Genomic DNA, 26,615 nt, shown 5'->3' with positions numbered 1-26,615 from the left:
CATGTTTATCGCGACTGAGCAGCAGTTAGCCACAGAAAAAAAGCTAGCCGTACAAGCGAAGGCTTTGTCGCATCCTGCACGTATCCGAATTATCCGTATTCTGTCTGATTTAGAGCGTGCTGGTGGTTGTTTGAACAGTGACCTTGTATCGCAGTTGGGTCTTGCCCAATCAACCGTCTCTGAGCATTTACGCATACTTAAAGTGGCGGGGTTTATTAGTGCAGAATCAACACCACCGAAAGTCTGCTATCGTATTCAGCGTGATGCGTTAAACGAGTTTTCTTCGTTGACCTTATCAGCATTTGATTAGGCCAATTCGAATTAATAATATCATTGAGTCGGCATTGCGGACTTTTATTACTACTGAATTATCGTTATTCGACGATTAACGATGTTGGAGAGTTACCATGTCTCAGCTAGCCATTGAGCAACCAAAAAAATTGGGGTTTCTGGATAGATTCCTAACCTTGTGGATCTTCTTAGCTATGGGGTTCGGCGTACTATTGGGCGTCGCTTTTCCTAGCCAAATCGAAAGCTTGAATGAGTCAATGACGATTGGTAGTACCAACATACCGCTTGCTATTGGTCTTATCTTGATGATGTACCCACCGCTTGCCAAAGTGAACTACGGCTTGATGGGCAAAGTGCTGCAAGATAACCAAGCTGTTACTCTCTCATTGGTGATGAACTGGTTGGTCGGGCCAATCTTGATGTTTGTGCTCGCTCTAATCTTCCTTGGCGATGAGCCTAGCTTAATGACAGGCGTTATCTTAATTGGCCTAGCACGCTGCATTGCTATGGTGTTGGTGTGGAATGATATTGGTGGCGGTAATAAAGAATATGGTGCAGCGTTAGTCGCTCTAAATAGTGTATTCCAAATTATCACTTATAGTTTCTTGGCATGGCTATTCATCACTGTGTTGCCACCTATATTCGGTTTTCAAGGCCAAGTGGTGGAAATCTCGATGGGAGAGATTGCTGAGAGTGTGCTGATTTATCTTGGTATTCCATTTTTGGCTGGCTTTTTAAGCCGCAAGATCTTAGTCGCGAAAAAAGGCGAGCAATGGTACAACGAGACGTTTATTCCGGCGGTATCACCTATCACGCTTATCGCATTGCTAGCCACCATTGTGCTGATGTTCAGTCTCAAGGGGGAAATGATGGTTGAGCTCCCAATGCAAGTGGTTCGTGTCGCTGTTCCGTTGACTATCTATTTCTTCTTGATGTTCTTTGTGAGCTTCTTTGTGGCGAAAAAGATGGGCGTGCCATTCGATAAGAATGCGTCGATCGCTTACACCGCAACAGGAAACAATTTTGAACTGGCTATTGCTGTTGCGATTGCCGTATTTGGTTTGAACTCACCAGAGGCGTTTGCGGGCGTGATTGGCCCCCTAATTGAAGTGCCGGTGCTGATTGCATTAGTGAACTTTACCTTAAAAATGAAGTCACGCTATAACGCGTAATGACAATAGAAAATGGAGCGTTTTCGCTCCATTTTTTGTATTTAAGACGGATTTTTTGAATTGACAGAACGCTTGGTATGCTTGGATTGGTACATAGCGAGATCGGCTTTTTTCAATGTGATGCGTAAGCTGGTTTGGTAGGGGGCATAACCGATGCTGTGACAAAGCATGGGGTACTGAACAAAGTTATCTCGAAACAATACGGAGAGCTTATCTAGCGCTTGGTTTAGCCTTGCTTCATCCTTATCGTGGGTTAAAACCACAAACTCATCACCACCATATCGAACTAAAATGTCCTGTCCGGAGAAAGCTTGGCGCAAGCAGCGTGCGAATCGCATCAATACGATGTCTCCCTCACTGTGGCCTGAACTATCGTTAACGTGTTTGAAGTTATCAAGGTCGATCACCACACAAAAACCAGAATGCCAATTCACAGAGCTAAGGTAGGCGAGGTTGTGCAGCTTGGTGAGGGGATCGGTGTACGCTTTTTTTTCAAAAAACTTTACTTCATGGTGTAAGTCGGACACATCAAAGCTGGTGGTGTAAATGTAAGGTTCGCCATCAATGTACACTTTAAACTTGAGTACATTGAAGTAAGAGACAGAATCTAGACCTTGAAACGTAAGAATTTTCGGCGCACATTGCCCCGCTTCAAGGTATTCCAAGCTGGCATCGTGGCACTCATTGAGCATATCTCCGACATTGCTTGGTACGAGTTTGGCCAATTGATTGGCATTGAGGCCTATAGGATCTGCATCAGAGTATTGGCGTAACCATGCAGTGAATCGGTCGTTTAGGTAAACGTATTGGTGCTGCGCATTGCGAATAGAAAGAAAGCCAGGGAAATGGCGAAATAGCGCCAACGCCTGTTGGTACGTCAAATCTGTCACTGCAAAATCTCATCGTTTCTTTCAACCTCGAAAGCGTTTGGCTATCGGAAGTTTTTGAAAGAGTTATAGTTTTTGAGTGCTTTCTATCATGCCCTTTGCATAAGAACTGTGATGCTTATCATTCTGTGGCCAGTTCTTGATGAAGTTCACCTCTATTCTCAGTTCTGAGACAAAGTGAACACAAAAAAAGCAGCTTTTGCTGCTTTTTAGGTCGTTTAGTTATCTCTACCGTTTAGGGCGTCGAGTGGTTGTGACGGTGAAGATAATGACAGGCATTATCGCTGCCCATATAGCGAGCGAGTGAACGTTGGGGGACTCGCCTTAAGTCGACGACAATCAATCCATCAAGAGCATTGTTAAAGTCAGGGTCGACATTGAAGCTGACAAGCTTACCGTTGAGACTAAGGTACTGTCTGAGTAATACAGGTACGCTTTTGCCTTGGTCAAGGCGAGCGATAACACGAGAGAGTAACTGCATATCAGCCAGCGCGGACAGCAACTGAGCGTTCCAGTTGGGATGAGCAGCAAGCTTGGGTGGGTTAGGGGCACTGACATGCTGTGCGCTGTCTTGGTCGTAGTGGTGTAAGGTCATGGTATCGGTGAGTAACTGTCTTGCGACATCGCTATAGTCACTACTGATACTGACCGGACCAAACAGGTGAGTATAGTCTGGGTGGCGATGCACAAACTCAGCGATACCTTTCCAAAGCAGTAACAGTGCGCTCATGCTCTTTTGATACTCTTCGGCAATCACGCTGCGACCCATTTCAATCGATTTGCCCATAGTAGCCAAAAAGGGGTGTTCATAGTCAAAAAGAGTGCGCGAATAAAGGCCTTGAATGCCGTGCTTCTCCAGCAATGTATCAACCAGACCAAGACGGTAAGCCCCCACTAATTTATTGTTCGCTTTGTCCCAAATAAATAGGTGTTGGTAGTCCTTATCAAAGTGGTCGATATCCAGTGCTTGCCCAGTCCCTTCGCCTACCAAACGGAAGTTGTGTTCTCGCATGCGACCAATCTCATGCATCAAGGCTGGAATATGCTCCATGGTCGTGCAGTAGACATCAAACTCACCGCTAGAGAGTAAGTGGTGCTGCGATGGTAACTGGTTGATATCGTTCAGCAGTTCGCTTAAAGGTAGAGCCGAGGCAACCGGCTCTGGGTGTGTTAGTGATGACGATTGAGTATTCGGGTTCGTCTCTGCTGGTATTTGGCTTTGCTGTTTGCCCAGTAGGTAAGTATTGAGACGAAGGTAGTTCACCAACTGACGATTATCTAAGGTATTGACCTCTTTGAACTTGATTACTTCGCCGATAGAGATGCTTATGGGGCGATTTTTCTTGTTCAGCAGTTCACGGCCGAGCATGGCTGTTCGAAGCATTGGATGAACCTTACCCGCCAGATAAAAACGCTTGGAGTTAAGGCCGCCAATGTGCACTGGGACGGTCAGTGCTTTGTATTTCTTAATAAGCGTACTGACCGAGCGGCTCCACTCTTTATCTTCGAGGCAAAGTGCTTTGCTATCGACCAGTTGCGAGACTTCACCCGCCGGGAACACCAATAGTGCGCCGCCCTCTTCAAGGTGATGATTGGCTTGGCGTAATGCACGGGTATTGGACTTGTGTGCATTGGCGCCATCAAATACGTCAACGCCAATAAACAAGGGTTCTAGTTCAGGAACCAGTTTTAGAAACTCATTGGCTAGGATCTTCACATCTTTGCGCCGTTGCAACAGAAGCTCAGCCAGTATCACACCCTCAACGCAGCCTAGCGGGTGATTAGCGACAATGAGGGTCGCGCCCGTTTGAGGCAGGTTATCTCGACTTCCAGTAACAATGTGATAGTCAATGCCCAAGATCTCGAGTGCAAAGCGAAGAAAACGCTCGGTATCACAACCTGGTGGACGCTGTGCATATAAGTGGTCTAATACAGAAAGGCCGGTTGCCCACTCGGCAACATTTTCTGCAATGCCCAGTGGGGTTTTTCTCGGTAAGCGAAACGGGCTGGTGGTATCCATAGCAACCTCTAAACAATTTCCATGTAGTGTCGTTAAGAGGGTATGACGTCTATATGTCAGAATTGCGTAGCCTAGATGGAAGATGGATGACGTATTGATGTCAAACGGGTGACGAGGTGAACAATAAGCAATAAAAAAGAGCGCCGTAGCGCTCTTTGTATAAGAAAGGGATAGTTAGAATGAAGCGTTGACTGACAGTTTAAAGCGGCGCTCATTGCCATAGTGCACATCCGTAACGACACCGTGGCTGGTGCTGCCACCCGTGCCTGATACATATTCGGTATCAAACAGGTTTTCGATGTTGAAGCGGAAATCCCAAGTTACATAGTCGCTGCTGATTTTGTGCGATGCACCGGTATCAACGCGGGTGTAACCATCAAGTGTGACGGTGTTTGCGTTATCTGCCCAGCGCTCACCTTGATAGAACAAGCCGATATTAAATGCCGTTGCGTCAGTAAATGCGTAGCGTGTCCAAACGGAACCAGACCACTCAGGTACGTTTGCTGGTGTCTTATCTTGATATAAGTCGTGCTGGTCGTACTTAGCATCTAGGTACATGGCAGATGTCATCACAAACCAGCTATCAGATAGCTGACCTTGCGCGCCAGCTTCAGCGCCGCGGTGGTGTTGATTACCATTTTGCGTAGTGAAGCCATTCTCTTCGATACTGATGTTACGTTTTTCGATATCAAAAAGCGCACCTGTTAGCAGTAAGCGGTTATCCAAAAGCTCCCACTTTGTTCCCAGTTCGTACTGGCGGCTCTTTTCTGGTGTACGCTCAGTAATTGACCCATCATCATTGACAACATTGTCCACCGGATTGAAGCTTTCTGAGTAGTTGGCATAAATGCTGCCTGAATAGCTTGGATGATAAATCACGCCGAATTTTGGTGAGAAAGCTTGGCTGTCGTTCGCGCCATTCACGGTGTCACCGTTACTATTCGTACCATCTTCGAAGTACTGATCGTAGCGGCCACCCACAAGCGCTTGCCACTGGTCGTTGAAAGTAATCAGATCTTGCGCATAGATACCGTAGAAGTGGTTGCTACTTTCGTAGGCAGTATCGTCATTGTGATAGTCTAGACCCGGATTCTTAGGAGATTCGCCTGGGTTGACATTGATAGTACTGCCTCTAACGAGTAGCTGGGTGTACTCATAGAATTGGCCGTTAGCACCAAATAGCACTTGATGATCGACACCAAGTGCCGAGAAGTCGCCGTGTAAGTCAGCATGGAACGCTTGAGTTTTCCACGTATCATGACGGTCAAACGGACTCATTGTGTAGCTGCCATCGACGATGGTTTGAGCCGTCGGTTTTGGGCTAGAGTCATAGCGGTGACGCTTCATATGCTGTGAGTTATAACTGAAGTTAGCGCGCCATTGTGAGTTGATGTACACATCAAGATCAGCACCCCAGTTTTCCACATCGTTGTTGATGAATGACCAAGAGGCATCGCGGATCGTATCGCGATCGCTAATTCGGTTGCCTTGCATGTCTAGCCAAGAACCCGTGTCCAGCGGCGCGTTGTCGTTGGTCTTTTCATAGTTAACAGATAATAGACCCCAGTCAGACAGATCCGCTTCAATCACACCATAGCCTAGGAAGCGATCTCGCTCGCGCTGTTCCCCATTAGCATATTGACGAGATTCCACAGCGTCTTGTTTCACCAGCACAGTACGACCTCTCAATGTGCCAGATTCATTAAGCGCACCAGAAGCGTCAATGTGATAGCGAGTGCTACCAAGGTGGTCGATATCGGTACCAACATTGACTTGTGGTGTCGCGGTTGGCTTTTTAGACACCATGTTGATCATGCCACCAGGCGCCGAGTTACCGTAAAGAAGGCTCGATGGTCCTTTAACGACCTCGATACGATCTAAGGTCTCAATCGGCAGCATGTAATGAGTAAAGAGTGAGTGACCGTTTCTTAGATAGCCGTTGGTTGATGAGAGCTCAAAGCCGCGCAGATAAAATACTTCGCGATTCCACTTTTGAGAGCCCGCATTGACACTGGCGTCGTTTTGCAGTGCTTCACCTAATGTGGTGGCCAGCTGTTCATCGAGCACAATTTCAGGAATGACGTTAACCGACTGTGGGGTTTCTAGCATGGTAGTATCGGTGCGCATAGCGCCGCTTGCACTGTCAACTTTATAGTCGTCGAAGCTTTGGGCGTGTATTACCAAGGTTTCGTCAGTTTTTGTTGGTTCTGATTGGGCAAATACCGGAGAAGTATTGAGTGCAAGTACCACTGCACTGCAAAGTGTGGTCACTTTGAAATTCATTGGGGCTATCCTAGCTCGATTATCCGAGACAATTGTTTTTGTTATTAGCAGAATGAACCTGAAGTAGGTCTACGATTGAACTGCGAAATGAATGCTAATGCGATTTATTATTATTTGCAATTGTAATAAATGTAAGCATTTGTATCTTTTGTAGGTACAAGGGATTGATTGCATATAAGTGGTAGATAGGGTGTAATTATCTTGTTGTAATTAAGGAGGTTCTATCAATGGAATGGGGACAAGAACAACAAAAACAGAGCTACCGTTTCTTGCAGCCGGGAATGAAACTTACCTTGTCTTCGGTGAGTGATTCACACATCAAAGGTGTGGCTGTTAACTTGCTTGGCTACAAAATTGATGAGTTTATTGTCGTTGATACCTCAGGACTGACTCCGGATGTGCAGCAGCAAATCAATGACGGTGAGTTTGTGGTGCGTGGACTCTCAGATACCAGTTTTGGTCACGTTATCGCGTTTCGCTGCCATGCTCTTTCCAGTTCAGAATTACCTTGCAGTCACCTGTTCCTATCGTCTCCGGCAGAGTTTGTATCCAAGCCGATCCGCGAGCATTCTCGTTACAAACTCTCTATGCCTTGCACGGTGTCTTATGGTCAATCCAGCATTGAAGGTAAAATTGTCGATTTCTCGCTGGCTGGATGTGGAGTTTATCTAGAACAAGCTCACGACTTTTGTAAGGGGCTCGATGTGAAAGTGGAGTCGACACTGAATCAGTTTCTGCCTGCGGGGATGGTGTGTGAGGTGGTAACGGTGCGAAAGCAGGGTCGTGGGAGTCTGCTGGGTATCCAGTTTAACCAGCAAGTGCTGATGTCGAACCGTTTAAAGACCACCTTAGCGGAACAGTCCCTCGCGGTTTCCTAGTACAAACTTCATTTCAGAGAAGCGCTGCTACGCTCGCGAAAGTGCGCTAAACGTCAAGCCAGTGGTATGCGCTCGTCAAGATTAAGCTAGTGGGTGCTCACTTTTGTACCTAGGATGCAACAATGCTTTTTCTTCGCTTATTTCAAGGTGTAAACTGTGCTATATAAAGAGCAGAATTTCTCAATGGAATGTTCCGACTTATGCGTATCTTCACTCTTGTGCTGCTAATGGTTTTTTCTTGGCTTCAATACACCCTCTGGTTTGGAAAAAATGGCATTGTTGATTTCCAACAAGTGGATACAGAAATCCAAGTACAGCAACAAGTTAATGGCAACTTACAAACCCGCAACGATGAAATGTTTGCTGAGATTGACGATCTTAGACAAGGGTTGGATGCCATTGAAGAGCGAGCGCGACATGAGCTAGGAATGATTCAACAAGGAGAAACCTTCTACCGAATCATAGGTGAGGATAACCAATGATCCCTGAGCATCATCCTATTATTGCTATCGTGCCTGCCGCAGGTGTTGGTAGCCGCATGCAAGCGGATATTCCCAAGCAATATCTCAAAATCCATGAACAAACCATTCTTGAGCACACCATAGAGCGCTTGCTGGCGCATCGAAGTATCGATAGCGTCATCGTAGCGATCAGTGATGGCGACCCATACTTTGAAGGTTTATCGTTTATCTCAGATAAGCCTGTTGTACGGGTCTTGGGAGGTGGTGAGCGGGCAGACTCAGTGCTGTCGGCCATTGAGTACGTCAAACAGCGTATTCCTAATGCGTGGTGCTTGGTTCATGATGCGGCAAGGCCGTGCATTACCCATGAGGATATTAGCAAACTCATCTACGAAGTAAGCACTCACCCAGTTGGTGGTATACTCGCAGCCCCGGTGAAAGACACGATGAAGCGCGCTAACGATGCACAAGGTATCGATCATACTGTCGATAGAGCAGGTCTTTGGCATGCGCTAACCCCACAGATGTTTAAAGTAGAGTTGTTGCATAGTGCGCTCAGTGATGCGTTAGCCGAAGGGGTCACTATCACTGATGAAGCATCAGCGGTCGAGTGGACAGGTTTGTCCCCACTGTTGGTTGAAGGGCGCAGCGACAACATTAAAATTACTCGTCCAGAGGATCTCGCTCTGGCGGAGTTTTATCTCAAAAATAAGGAATTAGAACAATGAGAATAGGCCATGGCTTTGATGTACATAAGTTTGGTGGTGAAGGACCTGTCATCATTGGTGGTGTCGCCATTCCTTATGAACAAGGGCTAGTTGCCCATTCTGATGGTGATGTGGCGTTGCATGCACTGTGTGATGCACTGCTAGGCGCTATTGCTGCAGGCGACATTGGTCGTCATTTTCCTGACACGGATGAAGAGTGGAAAGGAGCAGACAGCCGCGCATTGCTTCGTGATGTCTACAGCAAGGTCAAATCACAAGGTTATGAGTTGGTGAATGCTGACGTAACCATCATGGCACAAGCACCAAAGATGGCTCCGCACATTGAAACTATGTGCCATACCATTGCCGCTGATTTGGAAACCGACATTGGTAACATCAATGTAAAAGCAACCACGACGGAAAGACTCGGTTTTACAGGACGTAAAGAAGGTATCGCCACAGAAGCTGTGGTTCTGATCAACAAAGTAACGTCCTAAAGGCAAATATCATGACTGATGTGTTAGAAAACCTGAATTATCTTCACGGCAAACCTGCGGTTAGCGCTAAGTTTAAAGCCAGCAACCAAGACTTCATTGTCAATGAGGTTCTGGGGTTTGAGTTTGCGGGAGAAGGGGAGCATTTGATGCTCCGCATACGAAAAAATGGTGAAAACACCAGTTTTGTCGCCAATGAATTGGCCAAAGTGTGTGGCGTAAAATCGAAAGATATTGGTTGGGCCGGCCTCAAAGATCGCCATGCCGTGACTGAACAGTGGTTAAGCGTCCATTTACCAAAGAAGAACGTACCAGACTTTAGCGCCTTCTTGGCGCAGTATCCTAGTATTGAGATAGTGGCGACCGATTGGCACAACAAAAAGCTGCGTCCAGGCGATCTTGCTGGTAATGAGTTTGCCATCCGTTTGACTGAGGTGTCAGATGTTGAAGCACTAAAAGCGCGCGTAGCGCTCGTTTGTGATTCTGGCGTACCAAACTATTTTGGTCAGCAGCGTTTTGGACACGATGGTAACAACGTGAGCGAAGCGAAGCGTTGGGGACGTGACAACGTGCGCACTCGCAATCAGAATAAACGCAGTTTGTATCTCTCTGCGGCGCGCTCATGGATCTTTAATCACATCGTTTCAGAGCGTTTGCAGCAAGATTGCTTTAACACTGAGCTGGCCGGGGACATTCTTGACGAAACTGGGATGATCACCGCTGCATTGGCAGGTGATAATGCGCTACCAACCACCGATGAGGCCGAGAAGCTTGAACAAAGCATCTTAGATCAAGAGCCAGATTTGATGGCGCTTATCCGCGGTAATCGCATGCGTCACGACAGACGCGCTATTGTGTTAAAGCCTGACTCATTGAATGCACAATGGGATGAAGATTCTGTAACACTGAGCTTTTTCTTGGATTCAGGCAGTTTTGCGACCTCGATTCTTAGAGAGCTGGCAAATGTAGAAGAAGTAGAAAGGCAATTCTAGGATTCATGGAAACAAACAAACAGAGAATCAAAGTCCTCATCAGTAATGATGATGGCGTACACGCCGAGGGAATTCGCACATTAGCGGCGGAGCTGGCAAACATTGCTGATGTGACCATCGTTGCGCCAGACAGAAACCGTTCGGGCGCATCGAACTCATTAACGCTTGAGCAGCCGCTGCGTGTTAACGAAATTGAGCCTGGTGTTTTCTCGGTTCAAGGAACGCCAACCGATTGTGTGCACTTTGCGCTTAATGAATTGATGAAAGACGATCTTCCCGATTTAGTTCTGTCTGGGATCAACCATGGGGCTAACTTGGGCGACGATGTGCTCTATTCTGGTACTGTAGCGGCGGCTATGGAAGGACACTTTCTAGGCGTTCAATCCATCGCTTTTAGTCTGGTTGGTAAACAGCACTTTGCTGCAGCGGCGATCATCGCTCGTCAATTTGTCGAGCGTCATTTGGCTACTCGTGTGCCGACCAATCGACTATTGAATATTAATATCCCAGATAAGCCGCTGGCGCAGCTTGGTGATGTTGCCGTGACTCGATTGGGTGCCCGTCACCATGCTGAAGCGATGATTAAGCAGCAGGACCCAAGAGGGCACGACATTTATTGGTTGGGACCTCCAGGGAAAGAGCAGGATGCTGGAGAGGGCACCGATTTTTACGCAGTTGAACATGGGCGTATTTCTATTACACCACTGCAGGTGGATTTGACCGCACATGAGTCGATTGGTGCGATGGAACGTTGGGTGTCAGGGAGAGAGTAATTAATGAACCCACAAGCAGCGAAATTAGTGGAGTTTATCCGAGCGCACGGTGTAGCTGATCCCCGTGTGCTGGATGCTATCTTCTCCGTACCCCGTGAGCAATTCGTGTCACAAGCGATGCTTCACCAAGCCTACGACAACAATGCATTGCCTATTGGTGCTGGGCAGACGATTTCTCAGCCCTACATTGTCGCGAGAATGACCGAGCTGCTTGAGCTGACACACGATACTCGAGTGCTTGAAATCGGAACTGGCTCAGGCTATCAAACTGCCGTGCTGTCGCAGTTGGTGGAGCATGTCTATTCGGTTGAGAGAATAAAAGCACTGCAATGGGAAGCAAAGCGCAGGCTAAAGCGTCTTGATATTTACAACATCTCCACCAAACACGGTGACGGTTGGCAAGGCTGGCAAGCCAAGGGGCCATTTGATGCCATTATCGTCACGGCTGCAGCTTCCGAAGTCCCTCAAGCACTATTGACCCAGCTCAATGATGGTGGACGTTTAGTGATCCCTGTCGGTGATAATGAGCAACAACTATTAAAAATCACTCGTAAAGGTGATAGCTTTACTACCGAAGTTATTGAATTAGTGAGGTTTGTTCCTCTCGTAGCAGGTGAATTAGCGTAAATGCAAAAGCGGTTAAAAGCAGTGGTCTCCGTTGTTTTTTTGTCCAGTGCACTGATTGGGTGTGCTGGGCATTCGCCTGCGCCTGTCTCAAATCTGGGAGGCAAGTACGATAGTGTTTCCCGTGGCAGTTATCGTGGCAGTTACTATGAAGTGCAAAAAGGGGACACCCTCTATTTTATCTCATACGTCACGGATAAAGATGTTAACGATCTGATAAGACTCAATAATCTTAAGAAACCCTACACCATTCACCCAGGCCAGCGTTTGAACCTGTGGCGCCCGGTCTATTCCCCACCGGTGTTTGCTGGTTCTGGTTCAGGTGAGGTTGCAACCGCCTCTGTGGCAACGGCTGCAGCGAGCTCGAGCACCGCGACAACGGCGTCAAAACCGCCTTCAAAAGCGGGTAGCTCATCAACGCAAAATAGTCAAAAAACCGCCGCAAAGAAGGTTGATCAAACTCAAACAAAGGAGTATGGTGAGGCTAAAGGTAAACAAAATGTTAACAAGACTAAGCCCCAAACGGTAAAACAGACAACCAAGCCAGCCGCGAAGCAAACTGTCGCGAAGGCGAAACCAGCACCGAAACCGGCGCCAAGCACAGCGGCAAAAGTATCAAGTTGGGTCTGGCCGACTAAGGGTCGTGTCATAAAGAACTTTTCTGCAGGGGACCAAGGAAATAAAGGAATCGATATTGCAGGCCGCCGAGGCCAAGATATCGTCGCCACTGCAAAAGGAACCGTGGTTTACTCAGGCAACGCACTACGTGGTTATGGAAACCTCGTTATTGTTAAGCATAACGACAGTTACCTAAGTGCTTACGCTCACAATGACAGACTATTGGTATCGGAAGGACAAAGTGTTAAAGCCGGACAAAAAATCGCTACGATGGGAAGTTCCGGAACCAACAGCGTTAGACTGCACTTTGAAATCCGTTATCAAGGAAAATCAGTAAACCCAAAACGCTACTTGCCGTAACTGCCGTATAACGAATACACCATACGAAAAGCTACTTGCAATTTGATTGACTTAATCAGAGAAAGTTAGCGACATAGTTGAGTTGTCATGTCTTGCTAGCTCGCCAGGGGGAGGCGCTATGAGTATCAGCAATGCAGTAACCAAGAACGAAAACTTCGATGCCAACAGTGAGACTGTTGATGTTGTAGAACCTACACTGACGAACGATGACGCCGCAACAGAGACTGAAGACAAGGATTTGTACGATGCCTCTGCGAAAAGCTTAGATGCCACCCAGCTCTATCTCGGCGAAATCGGCTTTTCACCACTCTTGACCGCAGAAGAAGAAGTGCTCTATGCAAGACGTGCACTGAAAGGCGATGAAGCAGCCCGTAAACGCATGATCGAAAGTAACTTGCGATTAGTGGTTAAGATCTCTCGACGCTACAGTAACCGTGGTCTAGCGCTTCTTGATTTAATTGAAGAAGGCAATTTAGGTCTTATTCGTGCAGTAGAGAAATTCGACCCCGAGCGCGGCTTCCGTTTCTCAACGTATGCGACGTGGTGGATACGCCAAACTATTGAGCGTGCTTTGATGAATCAAACACGCACGATTCGTCTGCCTATCCATGTGGTAAAAGAGCTCAACATTTACCTACGTACAGCCCGTGAACTGTCCCAAAAGCTGGATCATGAGCCAACAGCCGAAGAAATTGCACATAAGCTGGATAAACCGGTGAGCGACGTTTCCAAGATGCTGAGACTCAATGAACGTATCAGTTCGGTTGATACGCCAATTGGTGGGGACGGTGAGAAAGCGCTGTTAGATATCATTCCGGATTCAACGCACTCAGATCCTGAAGTCTCAACCCAAGATGACGATATTAAATCATCGCTTATTCACTGGCTTGATGAACTGAATCCAAAACAAAAAGAAGTGTTGGCACGACGCTTTGGATTGCTAGGCTATGAGCCTTCAACCCTTGAAGAAGTTGGGCGAGAAATCAATCTTACTCGCGAGCGTGTGCGTCAAATTCAAGTCGAAGGTCTACGTAGACTGCGTGACATTTTAGTCAAGCAAGGCTTGAATATGGAATCACTGTTTAACTTTGACGACGATTAAATCGTAATTGAACCGTAATAAAAAACCGCCGTGAGGCGGTTTTTTTGTATTCAAAGTCATGCTCTAAGCATTATGCCCAGCCATTAGGACTCTTCTTACGACGTGGGATAATGTGAGGAAGGATAAGACCAAACAAAAGGCCTACACCCGCAACACCACCGCCATACATAAAGTAGCGCAGTAGTAGGTCTTCTTTTTGCGTATCCAGTTTAGCACGTAGCTCGCGGATTTCTGTTTGAGAAGACGTCAGCTGCGCGCTGATGTCAGAGTAGTTTTGCTCAAGCTCTGCAATTTGCTTGTTGCGCGCTTCTAGAGAGCTGACTAGGCCACCTTTCTCGCTGTCCGCAGTTTCGCGTGCATTTGCTAGCTGAGATTTAACTTGCGTCAGTTCTTTCTCAAGACGAGGTAGGCGTACCGCCATACTTTCTTGAGCCGTGACGAACTTCGAGTCTACCCAGCCTTTACGGCCGCGGTTGTCTTGAACTTGGGAGTAGCCCGTGTCACGGTTAGAAGATAGTAGTTGCACTTTGTCACCAGCGTTAATGCTGCCGATGATACGATACTGAGCGCTTGGCCCTGAGTGCAGATAGGTAAATAGCTTGTCAGCAATATATCGATCTTGAGCCAACGCTGCGGGAGCAGCGAGTAACGACACCATGATCATGCAGATCAGTTTTTTCACAGTAAGTCCCTTAAGTGTATCAATGGGGAATGATGAAGAAAGTCGCGTTTGCAGCTGGGCTGATACGCACTCTCAAATTGTAAACTTTTAAGAATGGGCAAATAGTATGAAGTTTCTCAATCGGGTGCAACAAAGAAGGGAGGCAAAGCCTCCCTTTATTTGAATTTGAGTCAAATATGACGTGAGCTTCACATCTCCCTGACTTTATCTAAGCCTTGGCTTATGCACCAAATATCGCTTGCATCATGTAGTAGAATACTACCGCAAGTAGTGCACCAGCAGGTAGAGTCACTACCCAAGAAGCCACGATATTACGTACAACACCTAAGTTAAGTGCTGCGATACCACGAGCGAAACCAACACCCAATACCGCACCTACAAGCGTTTGTGTGGTCGAGATAGGAAGACCGGTACCCGACGCTAGAACAACGGTACAAGCCGTTGCTAGCTGCGCTGCGAAGCCGCGGCTAGGCGTTAGTTCAGTGATACCTGTACCTACCGTTGCCATTACTTTGTGCCCCATAGTCGCGAGACCCACAACGATACCGATACCACCTAGTGGAAGAATCCACCATGCGATGGTGCTCTTAGCGTTGATTTCACCCATGTGCTCAACCGTTGAAACAACAGCAGACAGCGGACCAATCGCGTTCGCTACGTCGTTTGAACCGTGTGCAAATGCCATCGCACAAGCTGTGATAACCATCAGAACGCTGAAGATACCTTCTACGCCACTAAAGCCATGGTCTTCTTCACGGTCTGCAAATTTACGTTGGATGTAGATGTATCCGCCAATCATAACTAGAGACGAAACGCCTGCAGCCCACGCCCACGCTTCCATACCTTCAAGGTGCAGGCCTACGTGTTTTAGACCTTTCTTGATGGTTACCAGCGCAATCACCATAGTGGTAATGAACATGTACACTGGAACAAAGCGCTTAGCGTTAAACAGTGGCTTTTCGGTATCGAAAATCAGGCGCTGTGCGCTGACAAAGATAAGGTAAGCGAAGAAACCAGAAATCACAGGTGTGATAACCCAGCTACCTACGATGCCTTTTACTGAACCCCAGTCAACCGCTTCAGTACCCACAGACACACAAGCGAAACCGATGATAGCGCCAATGATTGAGTGAGTAGTTGATACCGGCCAGCCCATGTAAGAAGCGAGCAATAGCCAAGTACCTGCCGCTAATAGAGACGACATCATACCGAATACTAGAACGTCTGGCTGGTGAGCAAACAGCGAGGTTTCAATCACACCCTTACGGATAGTGTCTGTTACCTCACCGCCAGCAAGGTATGCGCCGGCGAATTCGAAGATCATCGCGATGATGATAGCTTGCTTAACTGTTAGAGCTTTAGAGCCAACAGAAGTACCCATTGCATTGGCAACATCGTTTGCACCGATACCGATCGCCATAAGGAAACCGAACATCGCCGCAACAAGAATCAGGATAGTGCCGTAGTTTGCAAGAATATCCATTGTAATACCTAGTTTTGTTTCATAACAAGCGGAGCAAAAGTTTGGCGCAGGGCAATCTCTTAAGCATTGTCTGTGCTCAACGCCTAATACTTCTTCGCTCTTTGTTACTTAGTTAACGTGTGTTTAAGACCTAGACAGCATGAGTTCAAGACGAGCGCCTACGCGCTGAGCTTGATCTGCAATACCGCCGACCCATTCAAGAATTTTGTACAAGAACATAACGTCGATTGGGTTCATGTCTTGTTCAATCGCCATCAGTTGCTGACGAAGCTGGATTTGCATGGCATCGGTATCATCTTCGATGACATCGAGTTGGTGAATCATCTCTGCTACCAGAGTCACTTCACGACCTTTAAAGCCTGTCTCTAGCAGTTCATCCAGCTCATTGATAACTTTCTGAGCTTGGTTTGCTGCATCAAGACAACGCTTCACATAAGCGATGAAGTTTTCTTGAAGTGGCGCAGGAATGACAAGTTGGCGACCGTAAACACGACCGGCAATGTCTTTGGCAAGGTTGGCAAGCTTATCTTGCTGCGTCAGTAGCTCTAGCATATCGCTACGGTCTACAGGCAAGAACAGGCCGCGTGGTAGTTTAAGACGGATCTCACGTTTCAAAACGTCGGCTTCTTTCTCAAGATGAGAAATCTGCGCACGGATCTCCGCTGCTTTTTCCCAATCACCCTTTGAGCTTGTCTCAAAGAAGTTGATAAGGTGAGAGCAACATTCTGTTACGCACACAACGTGGCGCTGCAAAGGCTTAATTGGGGACTTTGCAAATAACCCCATAATTGTATTTACTGGCATGGTTGTTCAACCTAATTAATATAACCTGAAATAAACATACACCAATATCATGGTGAAATGTTGAGCGATGGCTATAAAGGCGCGCATGTTAACCCATTAAAACGCCGATTTAAACTGTTTTAGATCATCATTTGGGTGATATTTGTCACTTGCTGATTAGTACAATTGCTCATATCCTGTTGTGAGTGTCCCCGAAAGGTAAAACTATGGAAACCGAGATAGAACTGAAGTTTTTTGTTTCTCCTGATTTTTCAGAAACTTTACTCAGCAAGATTGCTGAAACAAAAGTACTTCAGCACAGTTGTCGCGAGTTAGGAAACACTTACTTCGACACCCCCGATAACTGGCTTCGTCAGCATGACATTGGACTGAGAATTCGTCGTTTCGATGATGTTTTTGTGCAAACCATGAAAACCGCAGGTCGCGTCGTTGCGGGGTTGCATCAACGTCCGGAATTTAATGCTGAACACACATCAAATGATCCAGAACTCACGCTACACCCCCTCGACATCTACCCAGAAGGGCGCAGCGTTGAAGAGCTGCAAGCTCAATTGGTGCCGATTTTTGCCACCGACTTTACGCGTGAGCAATGGTTGATTGGTATGGCCGATGGCAGTCAGGTAGAAGTGGCGTTTGATCAAGGTTTAGTGTCATCAGGGGACAAAACTTACCCTATCTGCGAAGTCGAACTCGAGCTTAAATCGGGGCAAACAGACGTGCTATTTACGCTTGCTCGCGCCTTCTGTGAGGCGGGCGGTATTCGTCTAGGTAACTTAAGTAAAGCTGCGCGAGGCTATCGCTTAGCGGCGGATTATGGCGGCGATCCGGTGAAAAGCCTGGAGCTGGTGGACACCTCGGACACAGACAGTGTTGAAACCTGCTTTATCCAGTCTCTAGAGCATGCTTTGGCGCATTGGCACTATCACGAGCAGATATATACCGAGCACGAATCGATTGAAGCGCTGCTCGAAATCAGCTACGCACTGAGCTTTATTCGTCAAACATTGACCGTATATGGCAGCATCGTCCCTCGACGCGCCAGCGCTATCGTTAGGCAAGAGCTGAAGTGGCTAGAGCAAGAACTTGCTTGGCTAAAGAGCTATGAACATTTTGAAACACTTTTGGAAGACAAAGGACACGTGCTTCGAAAGCTTGATGCTCGAAAATTCCTCGTTTCAAAGCTAAAAGAGCGTGAGCAAGACTTGCCAGATCGCGAAGATATGTTGCGACTGATTCATTCGGGACGATATGCGGGTCTGTTACTGGACCTCAGCCGTTGGATTTTGTCTCGCGGTTGGCAGCCATTCTTAGATGATAAAGCACGCGAGAAAATGGCTCAGTCAATCAAGCCATTCTCCATGCAGCAGTTGGCACGCACTTGGGCTGAGCTGATGGATGCCTTCCCGCCCAAAAAATCACTGACACGTCAGGAATACATTGAGCAGCAGTACCGACTGATGCGCAACCTTTACACGGGTGTTGGTTTCGCCAGCCTTTACAGCATGGAAGAGCGGAATAATTTTCGCTTGCCGTGGGCAGACTTGCTGCAAGGCATTGATGATCTGCTGATGTTAGAGCTTTTAGAGCCGCTGGTGGAAAAACTGGAAGGCGAAGAGCGTGAACAGCTTGAACGCTGGCTACGTCGCCAAGAGAGCTCGATTCTGCATGCCATGGAGCAAACTAGGCAAATCAGTATTGAAGCTGAGCCATATTGGCAAAACTAGTACAAATTAGAATAGGGAGGCTTTAGGCCTCCTTATTTTTTTTCGCGTTCTAGTGATTCAATTTTCTGTTCCATTTTCTCCAGCTTATGCAAAATCACCTCTTGCTGATTGAGCACCTTTTGTAACATCACTTCTTTGTGTTTGGAGCGTCTTTCATCCATGGAACTGGGTGAAGATAGGAGCGAAGTGATCAAGCCCGATGTCATACCAAACATACCGACACCGCAGATAATAATCATACCAGCCAAGACCTTACCCACACTTGTAACTGGGTAGTGATCACCGTAACCGACGGTCGATACCGTGACGAAAGCCCACCAAACAGCATCACCAATATGCTGGATATTCGCATCAGGATCGCCACTTTCCGCCCACATAATGAGTCCAGCGCCAACCGTAATTAGCAGCACAAGCAGCAGAAGGATCGAGGCGATTGTCGTCTCATGCTTGTTGCGAGCAAGCTGTCTTAACAAGGTTTCACCAGAACGAATGACAAGCACTACGCGGAAAATGTGAAAGACACGAGCAAAGCGCAGTGGCTCGATCATCGGCAGACTGGCGAGGAAATCAATCCAATGCGTTTTCATAAATTGCACTCGATCTGTGGAGCGGATCAGATCCACAACAAGTTGCAGAATAAATAAGCTACAGATAATAAAGTCGAGGCCGATAAGAACAGTACGCTCATCCTCGTTGATGGGAGCAAACAATAAGGCTGAGATCACAAATAGAGCCATAAAAGAGAGGATAAGTGACAATAAGCTCAGAGGCTTAACTTCAGTTTTGGTATCATTTGCTTTCATACGAGGCTCGAAATAAATAACTTGGTCTCATGAGTCACAATTCCCCCTACGGCTTTGGCATGCAGGCAAGTGATGATGACATTCAGTTAGAGAAAGATTCTCTAACTATATAATAATTAATGGAGAACGGATAATGACCGCACTGACATTTAAACCATGGGAGCGACTCATCACGGATGTACGCTTGATCCCTAAGATGTTGATGTTGATGATTTTTAGTACCGTATTGCTGATTGGTAAGCAGTTGTGGGATGCAAGCACATTTTACGACTCCCTTCTTGCCGCAACCCAGAACGAAGCGATTGCTCAGCAGCACTACGAAGCCTATCTAATTCAAGTCGTATGGCAGACTGCCCTAATGATTGTTCTCTTCGTGGCTCTATTGTTGTTTGCCGCGAAAACTATGCTTAAGCAAACCAACTATTTAAGTGATGCGATTAAGCGTATGGCCGATAAAGATCTTACCATTCCTGTGCTTATGGAATGTAAAGATGAATACGGCGATGTGGCGCGTGAACTTGAGAAAACGCGTGTCCACCTGCAAGACATCATCAAGACTCAGGTAGCGACCTCTCAAGAGCTAGCGACGCTGACTGAAGTGATGACACTTAGCATGTCTGAGACCAAAGAATCTTCTCAAGAAGAGTTCCAAGAAATTGATCAACTGGCGACGGCAATGAGCGAAATGACGTCGACGGTACAAACTGTGGCTGATCATGCGCAAAATGCTTCGCAGCTGACTGAACAAGCGTCGGGTCAAGCAGAGACAGGTCAGCGCTTTGTACAAGGTACCGTGACTAAGATGAGTGAGCTGTCGAATGATATCTCTGCATCAGCCCAGGCGGTCAACCAAGTGGAAGAGCGTGTTGAGTCGATTGGTAGTGTTGTTGGCACTATTCAAGGCATTTCAGAGCAAACCAACTTACTAGCGCTTAATGCGGCGATTGAAGCGGCACGTGCGGGTGAAGCTGGCCGCGGCTTTGCTGTGGTTGCGGATGAAGTACGTAACTTAGCGCAGCGCACTCAGCAGGCGACGGTTGAAATCCAAGAGATGATTTCTCACCTTCAATCGAGCGCCAATTCTGCGGTAGAGCTAATGGAGAAAAGTGTGGTTGAAGCGGCAGATGGTGTGGAGCTTGTGACCAATGCCGGTGCTGAACTTGATGGCATCGTTAGCCAAGTCAATCAAATCAATGACATGAACTTCCAAATCGCGACCGCAGCGGGTCAGCAAAGCAGCGTAGCGGAAGAGATGAACCAAAATCTGACCAATGTTCGCGAGTTGGTTGAAGCGTCTGTGACGGTGGTGACAGAGCTTTTAGAGACATCAGAGATGATGCAAAGCAACGCAGAAGAGTTGGACGGAAAGATCAAATCATTCCGAGTTTAATGCGAGCTCATGGCGTCTAAACCGGAAGGTTTACATCATTAAAAAACGGCTCACTTGGTATCAAGTGAGCCGTTTTTCTATCTATTATTCATCTCTATTCAGTGGCCATCTTTATTGGCTGGCAACCGCAATCGTGATGACTATTGATTTTCTTCGCTGCTTGTCTCAGGTTCCACTTGGGTATGCTGAAGTTCGAGTACTTGATTGTCAATCAGGCGCGCTTTGCCCAAAAACGCTGACATTAAAATGACCGCTTGCGCCGAGCTCTCGTTGATCGCTTGTAGGGAGTGTGCATCACGAATGAAAATTTCATCCGGCTGCAGACCTGCTGCGCGCAGTTGGTCACTAGCATCTTCAATGATAGATGGGTAGTCGTCACGGCCGCCACGAATCGCGCTGTTCATCCAACGCATGGTTTTAGCCAGTACTGGTGCACGTTGACGCTCATCCATAGTTAGGTAGCCGTTACGTGAACTCATTGCGAGACCGTCCATCTCACGGACAGTTGGCACACCAATGATCTCGATATTCATCGCCAGATCGCTCACCATTTGACGGATCAAAGCTAACTGCTGGAAGTCTTTCTCACCAAAGCAAGCGACGTCCGGTTGCACGATGTTAAACAGCTTAGTAACGATTGTTGCGACGCCTCTAAAGTGCCCTGGGCGTGATACGCCTTCGAGCATGTGTGAGATGCCCGGCACTTCAACAAACGTCTGTTTGTCTAAACCTTGTGGGTACATCACTTCTGGTGTCGGCGTGAAAACCAAATCGACGCCTTCAGCGGTCAGCTTACTAAGATCATCTTCGAGTGTGCGAGGATAGTTGTTGAGGTCATCCGCGCGCTCAAACTGCATAGGGTTAACAAAAATACTCGCTACCACTACATCTGCATTCTCACGAGCTTTGCGCATCAGCGTTAGGTGACCTTCGTGAAGGTTGCCCATAGTCGGAACAAAGGCAATTCGGCGTTGTTCACGCTTTAGCTGAGCAATTTGCTCTCTAAGTTCTGCAATATCAGCGAAAGTTTGCATGATTCCCCCTAGGCAATCGTATGAGCGTCGTCTGGGAAAGCACCGCTTTCCACATCCGCGATATATTTAGCAACGGCGCTACGCATGTCGCCCGTTTCAGCCAAAAAGTTCTTTGAGAATTTAGGCATGTAGTTCGCTGAAATGCCAAACATGTCGTGCATTACTAGGATTTGACCATCGGTGCCATTACCTGCGCCAATGCCAATCACTGGAACATCAAGCACTTCTGTAATGCGCGCTGCGAGTTCAGCAGGAACACACTCAAGTAGAATGATCTGCGCGCCAGCTTCTTGTAGTGCAAGTGCGTCACGTACCATTTTGTCCGCGTTCTTTTGATCGCGGCCTTGTACCTTGTAGCCACCAAAAATGTTCACACTTTGTGGTGTTAGGCCTAGGTGAGCACAAACGGGAACCGCTCGCTCAGTCAACATTTTTACTGTATCAACCAGCCAGTCGCCACCCTCTAGCTTCACCATGTTTGCGCCAGCGCGCATCAGTGTTGCTGCGTTCTCACACGCTTGCTGTGGGGTTGCGTAGCTCATAAACGGCATATCTGCCATCAACAAGCAGTTAGGGCTACCAGCACGCACTGCACGCGTGTGATAGGCGATGTCTTCAACAGTCACTGGCAAGGTATCGTTGTGGCCTTGCAGTACCATGCCGAGTGAGTCGCCGACTAAAATAACAGGCATCTCTTGGCTTTCAAACAAAGCCGCAAAGCTCGCATCATACGCGGTGGATGTTGCAAATTTGCGACCTTCGTTTTTCCACTTCATGAGGTCGTTAATGTTGATTTTTTTCATTTTTAATCCTTATTAGGGGCTTGGCTAGGATTGCCAAACTCTGAGTCCATTGCGGTCGACTTGGTCGATAAGTACAGTGAGCTCAGTCCCATCAGGGAGTTGTAAATTTGGTGCGATTTCCATAAGCGGATAGAGAACAAACTCACGTTGTTTCATTCCATAGTGCGGAACCGTTAAGCGCTCGGAATCGATCACCTCATTGCCGTAAAGAATGATGTCGAGATCGAGAGTTCTTGGGCCCCATCTCTCATCTTTACGGACACGCCCACGTTCTAGCTCGATAGCTTGGGTGCAATCGAGCAGTTCCAAAGGCGTTAATTCGGTAGTTACCTTTGCCACAGCGTTGATGTAATCGGGCTGATTTTGTGGCCCCATCGGTGTACTGCTGTAAAGGGAAGAGCAAGCCAATAGCTCGCTCTTTGGTAGTGTTTTCAATGCCTCAATGGCCACTTTGGCTTGCGAGACAGGATCGGACAGGTTGCTGCCAATCGCAATGTAGCAGATGGTCATTACTCAGCACTCTTCGCTTTTTTGGCTTTTGGGCTGCGTTTGCGACGTGAGCCAGAACGCGAGCTCGAACCACCAAGGTCATTCACCATTGCTTGACGCATATTGCGACCTGCTGATTGGAATGTGCCCCACCATTTAGCTAGAGCGGCCACTTCACCACCTTCGATTTCGCCACGCATTTCGAGGAAGTCGAAGCCGGCGCGGAACTTGTTGAGCTCCATGAGGCGGAAAGCGCGTTTGCCAGAGCGACGCGGTAAGCGAAGTTGTAGCTGCCAGATCTCGCGAATCGTCGCGGTGTGACGACGTGGAATTGCTGTCGATTTCACCTGCTCATCAAGGACAATGTTGCTGGCTTCCATCATCGCGTCGTATTCGGACATGCCGCGCTCCATCAACTCTTTGGCGTGCTCCATCATTGGGTACCAAAGCATGGCTGCGAACATAAACGCTGGATTGACGCGTTTACCTTCCTCGATACGCTCATCGGTGGCATCAAGGACCAAATCAAGTACTTGCTCTGACTGGGACGAGTAGTCCTCGGTAAAGTGCGGCGCAATAAGTGGGAACAATTGTTGGAACAAGTTGTACTCACGCATTAGGTGATAGGTCTCTAAACCGTAACCAGATTGCAGCAGCTTAAGTGACTCTTCGTACAAACGTGCAGATGGGATGTCACGTAGCAGTGGTGCAAGCTCTTCAATCGGTGCTGCCGTATCTTCTTCGATATCAAAATCGAGCTTGGCGGCAAAACGAACTGCACGCAGCATACGAACAGGATCTTCACGGTAGCGCACGTCAGGCTCGCCAATGAGGCGAATCAAACGGTCTTCAAGATCTTCAACACCGCCAGCGTAATCGTGAATCGAGTAGTCACCAATGCTGTAGTACATCGCATTGATAGTGAAATCACGACGCTCAGCATCTTCATCAATGCTACCGTAGACATTGTCACGCAGCAGCATGCCATCTTTGCTCTGTTGAGAGACGTTCTTTTCTTGCTCTTGGTGATGACCTCGAAACGTCGCGACCTCGATAATGTCACGCCCAAACATGATATGAGCAAGGCGGAAACGGCGGCCAATCAGGCGACAGTTTCTAAACAGCTTCTTGATCTGCTCTGGCGTTGCGTTAGTCGCTATATCGAAATCTTTAGGTTGTTCTCCAAGCAGCAAATCACGCACGCCACCACCAACGAGGTAGGCGTCATAACCTGCACCGTTTAAGCGGTAGAGGACTTTTAACGCGTTATCGCTGATTTGCTTGCGCGAGATGTTGTGCTCGTCACGTGTATAGACCTGTAAGGATATGTCACTATATACATGATGAGCTTTCTGGGAATTTTCTTTTTTATTCATAGTATTAACGCAATTAAGGTTCGCGAAACTGGGTGATTTTTACCCAAGCTCCGTGCCTGACGCATGAAATTTGCCGCTTATTCTAGCCTAGAGCGACTCATTTGAGAATGGTGGTTTGATTTTGAGCTGATTTGGAAGCTGAAATAGCTGCCAATTCTCAACTCCCCATTGCACGATTTTGGCGATATTTTGACCGGCGATATCGTCGCTTATCTCAAAGCCTAGAAAGCGCATTGCATTGAGCAAGGTCGGTTTCGGGTTGCTGAGATCAATCGCTGTCGCGTGATTTTGCTTAGACAGCTTATTGCCACTGTCATCAATCGCGAGCGGCAGATGCAGATAAGTGACAGGTGCGGCACCTAAGGTCTTATACAAGCTGATTTGGCGCCCGGTTGGCTCAATGAGATCAGCGCCACGTACGACCTCTGTGACGCCTTGATGGATGTCGTCGAGCACCACGGCAAGGTTATACGCAAACAAGCCATCACGGCGTTTGATAATGAAGTCTTCCTTAGCGAGTCCATCTGGGATCGTCAATGTTCCGTGTTTCTCATCCACAAAACAAGAAATTGGATAATGCATCTTAAGACGTACGGAGCAGCCTTGGCTATCAGTAAGCGCTTTGTCGCGGCATGCCCCTTGGTAGAAACCGCCTGCGGCCTTAATTTGCTTGCGAGTACACTCGCATAGGTAAGCTTGCTCCTCTGCTAGCCAACGGTCAATTTGCGCTTGATAATCGTCTAGGCGCTGACTTTGGTATAAAACCTCACCATCCCAATTAAGCTCGTAGGCTTTTAGGGTTTGTAGAATTAGCTCTGAGGCACCTTCAACTTCTCGTGGTGGATCGATATCTTCGATGCGAACCAGCCAAAGCCCATTTCGGGACTTAGCTTGAAAGTAACTGCCTAGAGCAGCCACGAGAGAGCCAAAATGAAGGGGGCCTGACGGAGAGGGGGCGAATCGACCAATATACATAGTGCTTAAATATAGCCAGTGCTTAATTGTGTTTGAGGAGTAGATCAAAAAAGGGAGCGTGTGCTCCCTTTTTTCGCTTGTTAGCCTTGCATCTGTCTTTCTTTGATTTCTGCAAGTGTCTTACAGTCGATACACAAATCAGCTGTAGGACGCGCCTCTAAGCGGCGGATACCGATCTCGATACCACAAGATTCACAGAAGCCAAAATCGTCTTCTTCAATCTTGTTTAGCGTTTTTTCGATCTTTTTGATCAAACGACGCTCGCGGTCACGGTTACGTAGCTCTAGGCTGAACTCTTCTTCTTGAGAAGCTCTGTCAACCGGATCTGGAAAGTTAGCTGCTTCGTCTTGCATGTGGTGCACAGTACGATCAACTTCTTCCCTAAGTTGGTTGCGCCAAGCGCTTAAGATTTTAGTAAAGTGATCCAATTGAGGCTGTGACATGTATTCTTCACCAGCTTTTTCTTGGTATGGATCAACACCTGCAATGGCTAGGATGCCTAGCGCTTTTTTCTTAGATTCTGGCATGCAGCATCTCCTACTTACACCTAGTCAACTGTGCGAACAGTTAATTTTAAGGCGGGTATCTATAGCAAAAACAAATGCCGGTGGCAAACGAAGTTTGTTAATCTTCTTCTCAATGTGAAGTGGCATCACTTTTAACTGAAATCCAGCGCGGATACGAGCCTAATTTCATTGTCAGAAAACGCTGCCTTATAACAAATCACTTCAACCCCAGCCTGCCTTGCTTGCTCAAGTAATTGTGAATATTTCGCATCTATATGGTGTGCCACTGACACTTTTTCAATCCCTGAATGCAAAACTGCGAAAAATAATACGGCTCTATGTCCGGTTTGAACCATTTCTGTGAGCTCTCTCAGGTGCTTCTGACCACGAGTGGTCTTGGCATCTGGAAAATACCCTTGTCCCGTATTGCCTTCATCCAGCAGTGTGACACTTTTTACTTCGATGTAGCAATCCGCACGATCACTATCTTGCAATAAAATATCCACTCTGCTGTTTTCTTGACCGTATTTCACCTCGGTCTTTAGAGTTTGGTAACCAATCAGCTCTTTTACAACGTTATTTTCTATTGCTTCAACCACTAAGGTGTTAGCACGAGCGGTATTGACGCAAATCGAGTGTCCTGCCTTAGTATGGGTCAGTTCCCAACTATTTGGGTATTTGCGCTTTGGATTGTCTGAAGTGGAGTAAAAAACAGTAGAGCCAGGAGCGGCGCATCCTGTCATTGCTCCTGTATTGGCGCAGTGAATGGTGATCTCTTGGTTATCACTGAGCGTGATGTCAGCAAGGAAGCGTTTGTAGCGCTGGACGAGTTTCCCTGATTTGAGTGGTGGATCGAAGTGCATTTTGAGGCCGTTTTTTATTAG

At 47.4% G+C, this 26,615-nt stretch carries 27 protein-coding genes; 13 read left to right on the top strand and 14 right to left on the bottom strand.

Annotation, left to right across the window (positions count from 1 at the left end):
• Window position 1 precedes the first annotated feature (1 nt).
• Together L4C42_RS11985 and arsB are read left to right on the top strand one after the other, a co-directional pair.
• The gene (locus tag L4C42_RS11985) at window positions 2-310 is read left to right on the top strand and encodes an ArsR/SmtB family transcription factor (protein WP_353498655.1); all 309 of its coding nucleotides are present in this window, start codon (window positions 2-4) and stop codon (window positions 308-310) included.
• Between the two features lie 97 nt (window positions 311-407).
• Window positions 408-1,463, top strand: coding sequence for an ACR3 family arsenite efflux transporter (gene arsB / locus L4C42_RS11980; protein WP_353497807.1), 1,056 nt, complete (start codon window positions 408-410; stop codon window positions 1,461-1,463).
• A gap of 41 nt (window positions 1,464-1,504) precedes the next feature.
• Here the strand turns inward: arsB and L4C42_RS11975 are convergent, their stop codons facing one another.
• From L4C42_RS11975 to L4C42_RS11965, 3 genes are all read right to left on the bottom strand, one after another.
• Complete coding sequence (locus L4C42_RS11975; protein ID WP_418641753.1) at window positions 1,505-2,353, bottom strand: GGDEF domain-containing protein; 849 nt, start codon at window positions 2,351-2,353, stop codon at window positions 1,505-1,507.
• Between the two features lie 232 nt (window positions 2,354-2,585).
• Window positions 2,586-4,370 carry a bifunctional lysophospholipid acyltransferase family protein/GNAT family N-acetyltransferase gene (locus L4C42_RS11970; protein WP_353497809.1) on the bottom strand — a complete coding sequence of 595 codons (1,785 nt, stop codon included), beginning with the start codon at window positions 4,368-4,370 and terminating at the stop codon, window positions 2,586-2,588.
• Between the two features lie 174 nt (window positions 4,371-4,544).
• Window positions 4,545-6,653: a TonB-dependent siderophore receptor gene (locus tag L4C42_RS11965; RefSeq protein WP_353497810.1), complete on the bottom strand. Its 2,109-nt coding sequence runs from the start codon at window positions 6,651-6,653 to the stop codon at window positions 4,545-4,547.
• Window positions 6,654-6,880: 227 nt separating this feature from the next.
• Here L4C42_RS11965 and L4C42_RS11960 point away from each other — a divergent pair, with 227 nt between their 5' ends.
• The 9 genes from L4C42_RS11960 to rpoS all read left to right on the top strand — a co-directional run bounded on the left by L4C42_RS11960 (window position 6,881) and on the right by rpoS (window position 13,662).
• On the top strand, window positions 6,881-7,531 hold the full coding sequence (locus L4C42_RS11960) for a PilZ domain-containing protein (protein WP_353497811.1): 651 nt from the start codon (window positions 6,881-6,883) through the stop codon (window positions 7,529-7,531).
• Between the two features lie 200 nt (window positions 7,532-7,731).
• A complete protein-coding gene (gene ftsB, locus L4C42_RS11955; RefSeq protein ID WP_353497812.1) occupies window positions 7,732-8,013 on the top strand; it encodes a cell division protein FtsB in 282 nt (93 codons plus the stop codon).
• A complete protein-coding gene (ispD, locus tag L4C42_RS11950) occupies window positions 8,010-8,720 on the top strand; it encodes a 2-C-methyl-D-erythritol 4-phosphate cytidylyltransferase (RefSeq protein WP_353497813.1) in 711 nt (236 codons plus the stop codon). The genes ftsB and ispD overlap by 4 nt, the downstream gene beginning before the upstream one ends.
• Window positions 8,717-9,196, top strand: a complete 480-nt coding sequence (gene ispF / locus L4C42_RS11945; RefSeq protein ID WP_353497814.1) for a 2-C-methyl-D-erythritol 2,4-cyclodiphosphate synthase — start codon at window positions 8,717-8,719, stop codon at window positions 9,194-9,196. The genes ispD and ispF overlap by 4 nt, the downstream gene beginning before the upstream one ends.
• Before the next feature lie 11 nt (window positions 9,197-9,207).
• A complete protein-coding gene (gene truD, locus L4C42_RS11940) occupies window positions 9,208-10,185 on the top strand; it encodes a tRNA pseudouridine(13) synthase TruD (protein WP_353497815.1) in 978 nt (325 codons plus the stop codon).
• Window positions 10,186-10,190: 5 nt separating this feature from the next.
• Window positions 10,191-10,958 carry a 5'/3'-nucleotidase SurE gene (surE, locus tag L4C42_RS11935; protein ID WP_418641752.1) on the top strand — a complete coding sequence of 256 codons (768 nt, stop codon included), beginning with the start codon at window positions 10,191-10,193 and terminating at the stop codon, window positions 10,956-10,958.
• 3 nt (window positions 10,959-10,961) lie between these two features.
• Complete coding sequence (locus tag L4C42_RS11930) at window positions 10,962-11,585, top strand: protein-L-isoaspartate(D-aspartate) O-methyltransferase (RefSeq protein WP_353497817.1); 624 nt, start codon at window positions 10,962-10,964, stop codon at window positions 11,583-11,585.
• Window positions 11,586-12,560 carry a murein hydrolase activator NlpD gene (nlpD, locus tag L4C42_RS11925; protein WP_353497818.1) on the top strand — a complete coding sequence of 325 codons (975 nt, stop codon included), beginning with the start codon at window positions 11,586-11,588 and terminating at the stop codon, window positions 12,558-12,560.
• A 118-nt stretch (window positions 12,561-12,678) separates the two neighbouring features.
• Window positions 12,679-13,662: an RNA polymerase sigma factor RpoS gene (gene rpoS, locus L4C42_RS11920; RefSeq protein ID WP_353497819.1), complete on the top strand. Its 984-nt coding sequence runs from the start codon at window positions 12,679-12,681 to the stop codon at window positions 13,660-13,662.
• 70 nt (window positions 13,663-13,732) lie between these two features.
• Here the strand turns inward: rpoS and L4C42_RS11915 are convergent, their stop codons facing one another.
• The 3 genes from L4C42_RS11915 to L4C42_RS11905 all read right to left on the bottom strand — a co-directional run bounded on the left by L4C42_RS11915 (window position 13,733) and on the right by L4C42_RS11905 (window position 16,631).
• Window positions 13,733-14,344, bottom strand: a complete 612-nt coding sequence (locus L4C42_RS11915; RefSeq protein WP_353497820.1) for a TIGR04211 family SH3 domain-containing protein — start codon at window positions 14,342-14,344, stop codon at window positions 13,733-13,735.
• A gap of 220 nt (window positions 14,345-14,564) precedes the next feature.
• Window positions 14,565-15,827 carry an inorganic phosphate transporter gene (locus tag L4C42_RS11910; RefSeq protein WP_353497821.1) on the bottom strand — a complete coding sequence of 421 codons (1,263 nt, stop codon included), beginning with the start codon at window positions 15,825-15,827 and terminating at the stop codon, window positions 14,565-14,567.
• 123 nt (window positions 15,828-15,950) lie between these two features.
• Entirely contained in the window at window positions 15,951-16,631 is a 681-nt protein-coding gene (locus tag L4C42_RS11905; protein ID WP_353497822.1) for a TIGR00153 family protein, read from the bottom strand.
• A 206-nt stretch (window positions 16,632-16,837) separates the two neighbouring features.
• On the opposite strand from L4C42_RS11905, the gene L4C42_RS11900 reads away from it, so the two are divergent.
• Window positions 16,838-18,355, top strand: a complete 1,518-nt coding sequence (locus L4C42_RS11900; RefSeq protein WP_353497823.1) for a CYTH and CHAD domain-containing protein — start codon at window positions 16,838-16,840, stop codon at window positions 18,353-18,355.
• Between the two features lie 32 nt (window positions 18,356-18,387).
• Here L4C42_RS11900 and L4C42_RS11895 read toward each other — a convergent pair whose 3' ends face one another.
• Window positions 18,388-19,158, bottom strand: coding sequence for a potassium channel family protein (locus L4C42_RS11895; RefSeq protein WP_353497824.1), 771 nt, complete (start codon window positions 19,156-19,158; stop codon window positions 18,388-18,390).
• Between the two features lie 133 nt (window positions 19,159-19,291).
• Between L4C42_RS11895 and L4C42_RS11890 the strand changes: the two genes are divergently transcribed.
• Complete coding sequence (locus L4C42_RS11890; protein WP_353497825.1) at window positions 19,292-20,548, top strand: methyl-accepting chemotaxis protein; 1,257 nt, start codon at window positions 19,292-19,294, stop codon at window positions 20,546-20,548.
• Between the two features lie 140 nt (window positions 20,549-20,688).
• On the opposite strand, the gene panC is transcribed toward L4C42_RS11890, so the two are convergent.
• The 7 genes from panC to sfsA all read right to left on the bottom strand — a co-directional run bounded on the left by panC (window position 20,689) and on the right by sfsA (window position 26,594).
• On the bottom strand, window positions 20,689-21,582 hold the full coding sequence (gene panC / locus L4C42_RS11885; RefSeq protein WP_353497826.1) for a pantoate--beta-alanine ligase: 894 nt from the start codon (window positions 21,580-21,582) through the stop codon (window positions 20,689-20,691).
• Between the two features lie 8 nt (window positions 21,583-21,590).
• The gene (panB, locus tag L4C42_RS11880; RefSeq protein ID WP_353497827.1) at window positions 21,591-22,385 is read right to left on the bottom strand and encodes a 3-methyl-2-oxobutanoate hydroxymethyltransferase; all 795 of its coding nucleotides are present in this window, start codon (window positions 22,383-22,385) and stop codon (window positions 21,591-21,593) included.
• A gap of 24 nt (window positions 22,386-22,409) precedes the next feature.
• A complete protein-coding gene (gene folK, locus L4C42_RS11875; RefSeq protein WP_353497828.1) occupies window positions 22,410-22,895 on the bottom strand; it encodes a 2-amino-4-hydroxy-6-hydroxymethyldihydropteridine diphosphokinase in 486 nt (161 codons plus the stop codon).
• Window positions 22,895-24,250, bottom strand: coding sequence for a polynucleotide adenylyltransferase PcnB (gene pcnB, locus L4C42_RS11870; protein WP_353497829.1), 1,356 nt, complete (start codon window positions 24,248-24,250; stop codon window positions 22,895-22,897). Before pcnB ends, folK begins: the two co-directional genes overlap by 1 nt.
• An 87-nt stretch (window positions 24,251-24,337) precedes the next feature.
• Window positions 24,338-25,225, bottom strand: a complete 888-nt coding sequence (gene gluQRS / locus L4C42_RS11865; protein ID WP_353497830.1) for a tRNA glutamyl-Q(34) synthetase GluQRS — start codon at window positions 25,223-25,225, stop codon at window positions 24,338-24,340.
• 80 nt (window positions 25,226-25,305) lie between these two features.
• Complete coding sequence (gene dksA / locus L4C42_RS11860; protein ID WP_042501194.1) at window positions 25,306-25,752, bottom strand: RNA polymerase-binding protein DksA; 447 nt, start codon at window positions 25,750-25,752, stop codon at window positions 25,306-25,308.
• Between the two features lie 131 nt (window positions 25,753-25,883).
• Window positions 25,884-26,594 carry a DNA/RNA nuclease SfsA gene (gene sfsA, locus L4C42_RS11855; RefSeq protein WP_353497831.1) on the bottom strand — a complete coding sequence of 237 codons (711 nt, stop codon included), beginning with the start codon at window positions 26,592-26,594 and terminating at the stop codon, window positions 25,884-25,886.
• Between the last annotated feature and the right edge of the window lie 21 nt (window positions 26,595-26,615).

The organism is Vibrio wakamikoensis, from assembly GCF_050337275.1.
In the GTDB taxonomy this organism is placed as follows: domain Bacteria; phylum Pseudomonadota; class Gammaproteobacteria; order Enterobacterales; family Vibrionaceae; genus Vibrio; species Vibrio chaetopteri.
Note: the sequence above shows the minus strand (reverse complement) of the source record. Positions and strands in the feature narration are given on the sequence as shown.